The organism is Xanthomonas sp. SHU 308, assembly GCF_000364645.1.
In the GTDB taxonomy this organism is placed as follows: Bacteria; Pseudomonadota; Gammaproteobacteria; order Xanthomonadales; family Xanthomonadaceae; genus Xanthomonas_A; species Xanthomonas_A sontii.
In genome coordinates, this window is sequence record NZ_AQOK01000115.1 from 1 (window position 1) to 9,839 (window position 9,839).

The 9,839-nt window shown below is 67.8% G+C and carries 7 protein-coding genes and 1 pseudogene; 4 read left to right on the plus strand and 4 right to left on the minus strand.

What is annotated here, in order from left to right; genetic code table 11:
* The first annotated feature begins 49 nt into the window (after positions 1–49).
* On the plus strand, positions 50–733 hold the full coding sequence (locus D588_RS0105240; protein ID WP_017915228.1) for a hypothetical protein: 684 nt from the start codon (positions 50–52) through the stop codon (positions 731–733).
* Positions 734–879: 146 nt separating this feature from the next.
* On the plus strand, positions 880–2,139 hold the full coding sequence (locus D588_RS0105245) for an MFS transporter (protein WP_017915229.1): 1,260 nt from the start codon (positions 880–882) through the stop codon (positions 2,137–2,139).
* Positions 2,140–2,142: 3 nt separating this feature from the next.
* Here D588_RS0105245 and D588_RS0105250 read toward each other — a convergent pair whose 3' ends face one another.
* Positions 2,143–3,126, minus strand: coding sequence for an NAD(P)-dependent oxidoreductase (locus D588_RS0105250; protein WP_017915230.1), 984 nt, complete (start codon positions 3,124–3,126; stop codon positions 2,143–2,145).
* Positions 3,127–3,426: 300 nt separating this feature from the next.
* On the opposite strand from D588_RS0105250, the gene D588_RS0105255 reads away from it, so the two are divergent.
* Positions 3,427–5,370 (plus strand): PEP/pyruvate-binding domain-containing protein, encoded by a 1,944-nt coding sequence (locus D588_RS0105255; RefSeq protein ID WP_017915231.1) that lies wholly within the window; start codon positions 3,427–3,429, stop codon positions 5,368–5,370.
* Positions 5,371–5,578: 208 nt separating this feature from the next.
* A complete protein-coding gene (locus D588_RS27660) occupies positions 5,579–6,118 on the plus strand; it encodes a hypothetical protein (RefSeq protein ID WP_157836424.1) in 540 nt (179 codons plus the stop codon).
* 722 nt (positions 6,119–6,840) lie between these two features.
* Here D588_RS27660 and glgX read toward each other — a convergent pair.
* The 3 genes and pseudogenes from glgX to D588_RS24055 all read right to left on the minus strand — a co-directional run.
* The gene (gene glgX / locus D588_RS0105265; RefSeq protein WP_017915232.1) at positions 6,841–9,006 is read right to left on the minus strand and encodes a glycogen debranching protein GlgX; all 2,166 of its coding nucleotides are present in this window, start codon (positions 9,004–9,006) and stop codon (positions 6,841–6,843) included.
* A 9-nt stretch (positions 9,007–9,015) separates the two neighbouring features.
* The gene (locus tag D588_RS26395; protein WP_081613481.1) at positions 9,016–9,222 is read right to left on the minus strand and encodes a DUF2934 domain-containing protein; all 207 of its coding nucleotides are present in this window, start codon (positions 9,220–9,222) and stop codon (positions 9,016–9,018) included.
* A gap of 14 nt (positions 9,223–9,236) precedes the next feature.
* A pseudogene (locus D588_RS24055) lies at positions 9,237–9,839 on the minus strand (malto-oligosyltrehalose synthase); the annotation flags it as partial.

A 9,839-nucleotide genomic window follows, 5' to 3' on the forward strand; every position in this document is an offset into this window, starting at 1 on the left:
TGGGCGCTGCCGGCCCCCGCCGGCATCCCTTGTTCGTCTGGAGAATGCAATGCATTGGGTCGATCCCGATTCCCTGCCGGAAACCCGCGGCACGCTCGCGCGCTTCCTGCTCAACCCCAAGGCCGACGTCGACGGCCTGCTGTTCGACGACGGCACCGAAGTGCACACCCCGCCGCACCTGTCGGCGCAACTGCTGAAGGCGCTGCGTCCGGGCGCCGGCCTCGGCGTACGCGGACTCAAGCCGCGCGGCGCCGATGTGCTGGTGGCGTTGGCGGTGGACCCGGATGGGTCCGCGCGCATCGTCGATGAAGGTCCGCATGCCGGTCCGCACACACCCAAGCCCAAGTCGCCGGCCAAGCACAAGCCTGCGCAGGACGCGGTGCGTCGCGCCGGCACCATCGCACGGCTGCTGCACGGCCCGCACGGGCAGGTGCATGGCGCGCTGCTGGAGGACGGGCTGATCGTGCGCTTCCCGCCGCACGCGGTGCCGGAATCTGCGCGCTGGCTCGCCGCCGGCAAGCCGCTGGTGGCGCAGGGCGAATTGCTGGAGTCCGCGCATGGCCAAGTGCTGCATGCGCAGGCGTTGGGCGCCAGCGACGCGACGCTGCAGCCGCTGAAGCCGAAGCCGCCCAAGCCTCATCACAAGCCGTTGCACGCGCATGCGGATGATGCTGCGCCGAAGGACGGGCCCAAGCCGAAACCGAAGCCCAAGCCCAAGCCCAAGCCCCACTGAGTTCCGAGTCGTCGCGGCGGTGTGCCCCTGGCCACCGCCGCGCCTGTGTTTCCCGCGCTCATCCAGGACACCGTCATGCCGCCCGTCGCGCCTGCGCAGCACCACGCACTCCTGTCCTTGTCGCCGCGCTCGTCGGCGGTGCGCGCATGAGCGGCGCCGAGAAGCGCCAGCGCCCGCGCGGCACGCGCGCGCTGGAAGCGCTCAACTTCACCATGGCCGACGTGCAGGACGGGCTCGGCCCGTTCCTGAGCGTGTTCCTGCAATCCAAGGGCTGGTCGCTGGGCGCGATCGGCTCGGTAATGACCGCCGGCGGCATTGTCGGCATGCTCGCCACCACGCCAGGCGGCGCGCTGGTCGATGCGACCAAGCGCAAGCGCAGCATCGTGGTGGTCGGCTGCAGCATGATCCTGCTGGCCTCGGCGCTGCTGTGGTGGTCGCCGACGCTGCCCGGCGTCATCGCCGCGCAGGTGATGACCGCGCTCGCCGCCGCCGCGCTGGGGCCGGCGCTGTCCGGCATCACTTTGGGCCTGGTGCGCCAGGCCGGCTTCGATCACCAGATCGCGCGCAACCAGGTCGGCAGCCATGCCGGCAACGTGGTGGCCGCGGCGCTGGCGGGCTTGCTCGGTTGGAAATTCGGTTTCGGCGCGGTGTTCGTGCTGACCGGCTGCTTCGGCGTGCTGGCGATCGTCTCGGTGTTGATGATTCCGCGCGACGCCATCGATCACCGTGCGGCGCGCGGCATGGCCGAGGCCGAGGACGACCACGGTGCGCCCGTCAGCGGCTGGTCGGTGCTGCTGACCTGCAAGCCCTTGTTGGTCCTGGCCGCGGCGCTGGCGCTGTTCCACCTCGGCAATGCGGCGATGCTGCCGCTGTACGGCATGGCCGTGGTGGCCGCGCATCAGGGCGACCCGAACGCGCTGACCGCCACCACCATCATCGTCGCCCAGTCCACGATGGTGCTCGCCTCGCTGCTGGCGATGCGCCTGATCCGCGTGCGCGGACACTGGTGGGTGCTGCTGCTGACCTTCCTGGCGCTGCCGTTGCGCGGGCTGATCGCCGCCAGCGTCATCCACACCTGGGGCGTGTTCCCCGTGCAGATCCTCGATGGCGTCGGCGCGGGCCTGCAGAGCGTGGCAGTGCCGGCGCTGGTGGCGCACCTGCTGCAGGGCACCGGCCGGGTCAACGTGGGGCAGGGCGCGGTGATGACGATGCAGGGCGTCGGCGCGGCGCTGAGCCCCGCACTGGGCGGCTGGATCGCACAGGGGTTCGGCTATCGCGCCGCATTCCTGCTGCTGGGCGGCATCTCGCTGCTGTCGCTGGCGTTGTGGGTGGGGATGCGCAAGCACCTTGTGACGGCGAAGCGCGGGCGTTCGGACGAGGAACCGGTGCCGCCGCTGCCAGCGTAGGCGTCAGTCCGGCGTCACCCCGGGCACCACCTCGCAGGCGATCCCGGCGGCGGTCAATTGCGCCGCCAGCGCCACGTGTGGCGCCTGCCGGAACGCATCGCCCGGCAGCAGGCTGACCACGCGCTGTCCGGCCTGCGCCCGTTCGATCAGCAGCGCCAGATGCGCGGCCGGATCGTCCGGCAGCGGCTGGCGGCTGGCATCGCGGCGCGCCAGGCTCAGCACCGCCGCGCTCACCTGCGCACCGACCAGCAGCAGGTCGGCCTGGTTGAGCGTACGCAGCGCCTTCAGCGTCAGCGCGCCGGGGTCGCCGCTGCCGGTGCCGACCAGCCACACGCTGCCTTGCCGCGGTACCTCGTCGCTGCGCTGCAGGCTGTCGGCGAAGGCCTGCTCGGCGGCATCGCGTTGGCCGCTCTGCAGCAGGGTCTGCACCGGTCCCTCCAGTACCTGTTCGAACCAGCGGCGGCGCTGCGGCAGGTCCGGCAGGCGCGCGCGGATGGCGGCGCGGTGGCGCGCGAACAGTTGCGCCAGTTCGGCGTAGGAATGGTCCAGTTCGGTTTCCCAGCGCTCGCGCAGGCGCCGCGCCAGCATCGGCGCCGCACCGCTGGAGGAGATCGCGATCAACAGCGGGTCGCGGTCGATGATCGCCGGCACCTGGAAGCTGGACAGCGCGGCGTCGTCGACCACGTTGACCCACTTGCGCCGCGCTCCGGCCTGTTCGGCCAGTTGCCGGTTGAACGCGTCGTCGTCGGTGGCGGCCACCACCAGCCAGGCGTCGTCCAGCCACTGCGGGTCGAAGGCGCCGTTGGCGCGCTGCAGGCGGCCCTGCGCCAGCCACTGCGCTACGGTGGGGTTGAGCGCGTGCGCGTAAACCAGCACGTCGGCGCCGGCGTGCAGCAGCGCCTCAATCTTGCGCATCGCCACCTCGCCGCCGCCGACGACCAGCACGCGGCGTCCGGCCAGGTCGGCGAACAGGGGATACAGCGGCATGCGGACTCCTGGCTGGGGCGAGGTGCGTCAGGTCGCGGGCAGGCATGTGGCGGGACCGCACGCGGCTGCGAAGCGTTCTGTCGGTCAACGATACCGAAAGGACGGCCTGGTGGAGCTGTCCGCAGCGGATGTCATTCTCCCCCGTCATCCCAACGGCCCGCGGCGGCATCAAACGCCGAACCATGCCCGGCAGCGCCTCGCCGCGCAGCCAACGCGCAGGCGCTGGCGTATGATCCGCGCTCGTCGCCCTTCCGAACCGGCATCATGGATCGAGCCCGTCCGTCCCCTTGGTGGCCACGCGTGTCGGCGTGGTGTGTCCTTTTCGCGCTGCTGTGGCAGGTGGCACCCACGCTGGCGCAGACCGCGCGCAAGCCGTCGGCCTACGAGCAACGCCCTGGCAGCAATGCCACCGTGCAGCCGGCGACGGGACCGGATTCCCTGCCGCGCCTGGACAGCCGTGCGCAGTTCCTGCAGCTCGCGCGGGTCTACAACGCCGGCACCGCGCTGGAGCTGCCGCATCTGCTGTTCGTGATCGACCGGCAGCAGGGTGGACGCGTCTACTACCTCAACACCCCGCGCTTCGCGCTGCACGAGCAATTCGTGCGCCAGCGCCTGGCGCCGGGCATGGGCAAGGCGGCGCTGAAGGCGCAGTACCGCGATCCGCAGCGCCGCTTCCTGTTCGGCACCCTGAGCTGGCAGCAGGATCTGCCGGGCTACACCTACGAGTTCTGGGAGGGCGACGTCCTTACCGCGCCCTTGTTGCAGCAGACCGATGCCGCCTTGCGCGCGTCGTTCTTCGACACGCTGCGGTTCAAGACCAACTCCACGCTGCACGAACAGGTGGCCAAGTCCGCCGGGCTGGCCTTCGTCACCCAGGAGGCGCTGCTGCGCGAGCAGCGCTTCCTGCCGTTGAACACCGGCCATGCCGAGGGACGGCTGCGCATCGTGCGTTCGGAGGCGCAGTTCCGTACGCTGTCGCCGCGCGATATCCCGGTGCTGGACGAGGTGCCGATCGCGTTGGCGCCGGTCGCCGGCCTGGTCACACAGCGCCCGTCCACGCTGTTGTCGCACGTCAACCTGCTGGCCAAGGGCTGGGGCATTCCCAATGTGTACGTGCGCGATGCGCAGGCGGCGTTGCGCCAGTACGACGGGCGCTGGGTGCAACTGGATGTCACCCACAACGACTACCGGGTGACAGCGCTGGCGGGTCCGCCGACGGCCGCACCCGCTGCCGCTCCCCGCACCGCGGCCCGCGCGCTGCCGCGTCCGGACCTGAGCGTGGCCGCGCTCCAACCGCTGGCGGCGCTGCGCGCCCGCGACAGCCGCGCCTGCGGGACCAAGGCCGCCAATCTCGGCACGCTGAAAGCGGTGCTGCCGCCGGCCGCGCGCGTGCCGGACGGCTTCTGCATCCCGTTCGCGTTCTATCAGGCGACGCTGCAGCGTCTGCAGGTCGATCAGCGCCTGCGCGACCTGCAGCGCCGCCCCGGCTTCGCCACCGATGCGGAGGTGCGTCGCGCCGCGCTGGCGGCGCTGCGTGCCGAGATCGCCGACGCCGCGCCCGATCCCGCCTTCGTGCGCGCGCTGGAGACGCAGTGGCAGGGGCAACTGCACGGCGCCGGCGTGTTCGTGCGCAGCTCGTCCAACTCCGAGGATCTGCCCGGCTTCAGCGGCGCCGGCCTGTACACCACCGTGCCCAACGTCACCCGTGCCGACGCCTTGGCCAAGGCGGTGCAGACGGTGTGGGCGTCGGTGTACAACTTCGAGGCCTACGAAGCGCGCGCCGCCGCCGGCCTGCCGCAGGACGCGGTGGCCATGGCGGTGCTGGTGCAGCTGGCCGCGCCGTCCGACAGCTCCGGGGTGATGATCACCCGCGATCCGTTCGATGCCGCGCGCCGCCATGTCACCTACATTTCGGCCAAGCGCGGCCTGGGCATCCGCGTGGTCGAGGGCAAGCGCCAGGCCGAACAGGTGATGTATTCGAGCTGGTCCAGGGCGGTGCAGGTGCTGAGCCGCTCGGCCGAGGACACCCAGCTCGTGGCCAATGCCGCCGGCGGCGTCCGCGAGGTGCCGATCGTCGGCACCCGCCAGGTACTGACCGATGCCCTCATCGCGCGACTGGCCAAGGTCGGCGCGATGACCAAGCAGGCGCTGGGCGGCGCCGACCAGGACATCGAGTGGGCGGTGGTCGGCGACGAGGTGGTGATCCTGCAGGCAAGGCCGTATGTGGAAAGGGGCGCGAGGTGAATGATGTTGCCTTGTTCTTTGAGGGGAGAGAGTTATCTATTGGAGGATCTGACGCCAATCCCAGCTTTAGCGACCATAGGTGGCCTGTCCCAGAACTTGCGCGGAAATTTGGCATGATTGTTAACTAATCTTGGACTGCGTGATGAGACGATTTTTTGCACATATGAGGCAAAAGCTCTGTGGCGGAGGAGTCGCGCCGAGATATGGGGTGGAGTCTAAAGATTTCGCGGCGGATTTTGATGGTGAAGAGCTTCTTGACGAGTTTCAGGTTGCTTCAATTCGAGCGCTGGTAGAACTGCTGGCGGAGAGATTGGGTGCGGAACGGGCCGCAGCCCTAGCTTTACGCGCGAGTCAAGCCTTCGAAACAGAAGATAGTAGCGCTATGGCATTCGCAACTGCGACAAGCTTAAAGCCGGATTGCGCGCTCTCTATCTATGTGGACTGGAATGCAAGCAGTGAAGTCGAATGGCAGGTCAATAGGATTTTTGAAACGCTTGAGCTTCCAGATCGTTGGCGCTGGGCTCCCGGCGAGGATAGATCGATGGCGGAAGCATTAAGAGTGTTGGAAAATTGGCTTTCTCTTCAAGGCTACCATTTGTGGCACGTTCTCACGGATGGGGACGATATGCTTGCATTTCCGGTGAAAACTAAGGATGCCGTGCTGGCGGAGAAGCTGGCTAGAGAGGGCGGAATGATCTTGTTCACGCTTAAGGATGCCGAGCCTTATTACGGATTTGCATCGGATTGAACCCTGTCGTCGCTGATGGGGTTTGTGTGAAAATTATTGGGAATTTTTTTATTAATTAGTATGACGCACAATTTTGTGTGCAAATTAAAATGTTCCATTGGCAATCTTAAAGTTACACTCACTCCAATCTGAGCGGCCAGAGAGATAATGGCGGTCCATCCGCCCTGACATCGGCGTATTTCGAAGCTAACCGGATGGCGCAGTTTCCCTTTTTCTCCGATGGCTTTTTTAGGCTGTGGATGGTGCGAGGCATTGTGGCCCCGCCTTTCTCGGATATGCGCGGACGAACCGATCGTTCTTGCAAGTAATGCAGCCGCCAAGGGGTTTGGGACTTTCCTATATTTTGATCCGAGCATCATGGTCGCGTATCTGCCCGATGTATTGGTTGCGCCTGAAATGCTCCTACAAGATCCGCACGATACGATGGATGGTCGCCACGACTGTCGCTAGGGTGGTATATCAGCCGAGATGTCGATGGCATCGATAGCGAGGTTTCTTCGGGGAAGCCACGCCTGAAGGGAATCTCTAGAAATTTCGAGTCTATAAATTGCGCGTCATGCACATGAAGCAATTGCGAGCGATTTTGCCGAAGTTTTTGGGGTTAGTTAGAGGTGCCCTGAAGTCTCTGCCACAACGACATTCAGTCGCTATCAAAATTCTGGTAGAAGCGGCTTCAGCCGCGACCCGCAGCGCCCGGCAGATCGCCGGTCGCTTCCATCGGCTCACGCCGTCGGCGCGTCCGCATTGCGGTGATGCGCAGCCGTGGACTTGCTGTCGCGCTCGGCCGCCAGCAGGGTCAGCGAGCGGCCGATGCCGTGCCATTGCGAGCCGCCGGGCAGGCCGTGTTCGCCGTTGCGCTCGGCGGTGTCGATCAGCACGCGCCAGTGTTCGCCTTCGACCAGCGGCAGGGTGAACGGGACGTCCTCGACCGCGCCGTTGACGATCATCAGCAGGGTCACGTTCGACGCGGCCTGGCGCAGGCCACTGGATGGGGCGCGGCCGTCCAGGCGCATCATCAGCGCGCGGGCGTGCGGGTCGTGCCAGGAGGCTTCGGTCATCTCCTCGCCATCCGGGGCCAGCCAGGTCACGTCCTTGATGCCCAGTTCCTCGTCGTAGACGCCGTCGAAGAAGCGCGCGCGGTGCAGCAGCGGGTAGTGCGCGCGCAGGTGGGTCAGGCGCGAGACGAAGGCGCTGAGCTGGTGCGCGCGCGGGCCGGCTTCCCAGTTCAGCCAGGTCAGTTCGTTGTCCTGGCAGTAGGTGTTGTTGTTGCCGCCCTTGCTGCGGCCGAACTCGTCGCCGGCCAGCAGCATCGGCGTGCCCTGCGACAGCAGCAGGGTGGCCAGCATGTTGCGCATCTGCCGCAGGCGCAGCGCGTTGATCTGCTCGTCGTCGGTCTCGCCTTCCACGCCATAGTTGGCGGAGATGTTGTTGTCCGAGCCGTCGCGGTTGTGCTCGCCGTTGGCCTCGTTGTGCTTGTGCGCGTAGCTGACCAGGTCGTGCAGGGTGAAGCCGTCGTGGGCGGTGACGAAGTTGACCGAGGCGGTGGGGCGGCGGCCGCGGTGGTGGAACAGGTCGGCCGAGCCGGTCAGGCGCGTGGCCAGTTCCGCCAGCTGGCCTTCGTCGCCGCGCCAGAACGCGCGCACGTTGTCGCGGAACTTGTCGTTCCACTCCGACCAGCCCGGCGGGAAGCCGCCGACCTGGTAGCCGCCGGGGCCGACGTCCCATGGCTCGGCGATCAGCTTGACCTGGCTCAGCAGCGGATCCTGGCGGCAGGCGTCGAGGAAGCCGCCCTTGGGGTCGAAGCCGTGGTGCTCGCGGCCGAGGATGGTCGCCAGGTCGAAGCGGAACCCGTCCACGTGCATCTCCGACACCCAGTAGCGCAGCGAGTCGTTGACCATGCGCAGCGCGCCGGCATTGGTCAGGTCGAAGGTGTTCCCGGTGCCGGTGTCGTTGATGTAGAAGCGGCGGTCCTCGGCCAGGCGGTAGTAGCTGGCGTTGTCGATGCCCTTGAACGACAGCGTCGGCCCCAGTTCGTTGCCTTCGGCGGTGTGGTTGTAGACCACGTCCAGGATCACTTCCAGCCCGGCGCTGTGCAGCCGGGCCACCATCTGCTTGAACTCGGACACCGTGCGCGTGGCCATGTAGCGCGGGTGCGGGGCGAAGAAGCCGATGGTGTTGTAGCCCCAGTAATTGCGCAGGCCCTGCTTGAGCAGGTATTCGTCGTCGACGAAGGCGTGCACCGGCAGCAGTTCCACCGCGGTCATGCCCAGGCGCTTGATGTGCTCGACCACCTCGTCCACCTTCAGCCCGGAGAAGGTGCCGCGCCAGGCCTCGGGGACCGAGGGGTGGCGCATGGTGGTGCCGCGCAGGTGGGTCTCGTAGATCACCGTGCTGTCCCACGGCGTCTGCGGGCGCTGGTCCTTGCCCCAGGTGAAGGCCGGATCGATCACCGCGCACTTGGGCATGTAGGCGGCGCTGTCGCGGCGGTCGAAGCTGAGGTCGGCATCCTTGTGGCCGATGGTGTAGCCGAACAGGGCCGGCGCCCATTTCAGTTCGCCGACCAGTTGCTTGGCGTAAGGATCGAGCAGCAGCTTGTTGGGATTGAAGCGGTGCCCGGCGTCGGGCGCATACGGACCGTACACGCGATAGCCATAGAGCTGGCCGGGGCGCGCGTCGGGCAGGTAGCCGTGCCAGATCTCGTCGGTGTACTCGGGCAGGGCGATGCGTTCGATCTCGCGGCCGCGATCGTCGAACAGGCACAGCTCCACCTTGGTGGCGTGCGCCGAGTACAGGGCGAAGTTCACCCCCAGGCCGTCCCAGGTGGCGCCCAGCGGATACGGCAGGCCCTCGCGGATACGCGAACGGCGGGTGAGCTTGCGCACGGGCATGAAGGATCCTTAGGAAGAGGTACTGCCGTTGCCGGCGCTGCGTCGCGGTTGCGACGGCGGCAGCGCCTCGGCATCGGCTTCGGCGGCCGCTTCCGCGGCCACCAGGCGTTCGGCCATGGCCCAATGGCGGGCGGCGTGGCCATCGGGTCGCCCTTCGGCTTCCCAGATTTCGTGTGCGAGTTGGCGGATGCGGCGTTGGCGTGTTTCTGCGTCCATGGCTTCTTGCGAGATCAGGGGGAGGCGACCAGCACGGCCACCGGGAACTCGGCGAACAGCGCCGACACCGCAATGGCCGACGTCGCGTCGACGGTAGCACTGGCCAGCACCGGGCGATACTGTGCCTGCGGCAGTGTCAGAACCGTGTTACGCCAATCGAACTGCGCCCGCAGCGGCGCGTCCGGCCGCAGCGCCTGCGCGGCCGCGGCCAGCCGCGGTACCGCCACCGCCAGCGAGGTGCCCTCGTGTTCGCGCACGAAGCCGAGCACGTGTTGGGCCTGCGGGCCCTGCGCCTGCAGCGGCGTGTAGCGGCCGTGCGCGAACAAGTCCGGATGCGCGCGCCGCAGCTGCAGCAGCTGTGCGGTCAGCCACGCCTTGACGTGGCCGCTGTGCCAGTCCTGCAGCAGCGCGTCCGCTGCGGTGGCGTCGCGCAGCCAGGCCTGGCGCAGCGCGTAGTCCACCGGGCGGCGGTTGTCCGGATCCACCAGCGACAGATCCCAGCCCTCGCTGCCCTGGTACAGGTCGGGCACGCCGGGCAGGGTCAGGCGCAGGGTGGTCTGCACCAGGCTGTTGAGCGCGCCGGCCGGGGCCAGCGCCGCGGCCGCCTGCGCCAGCGC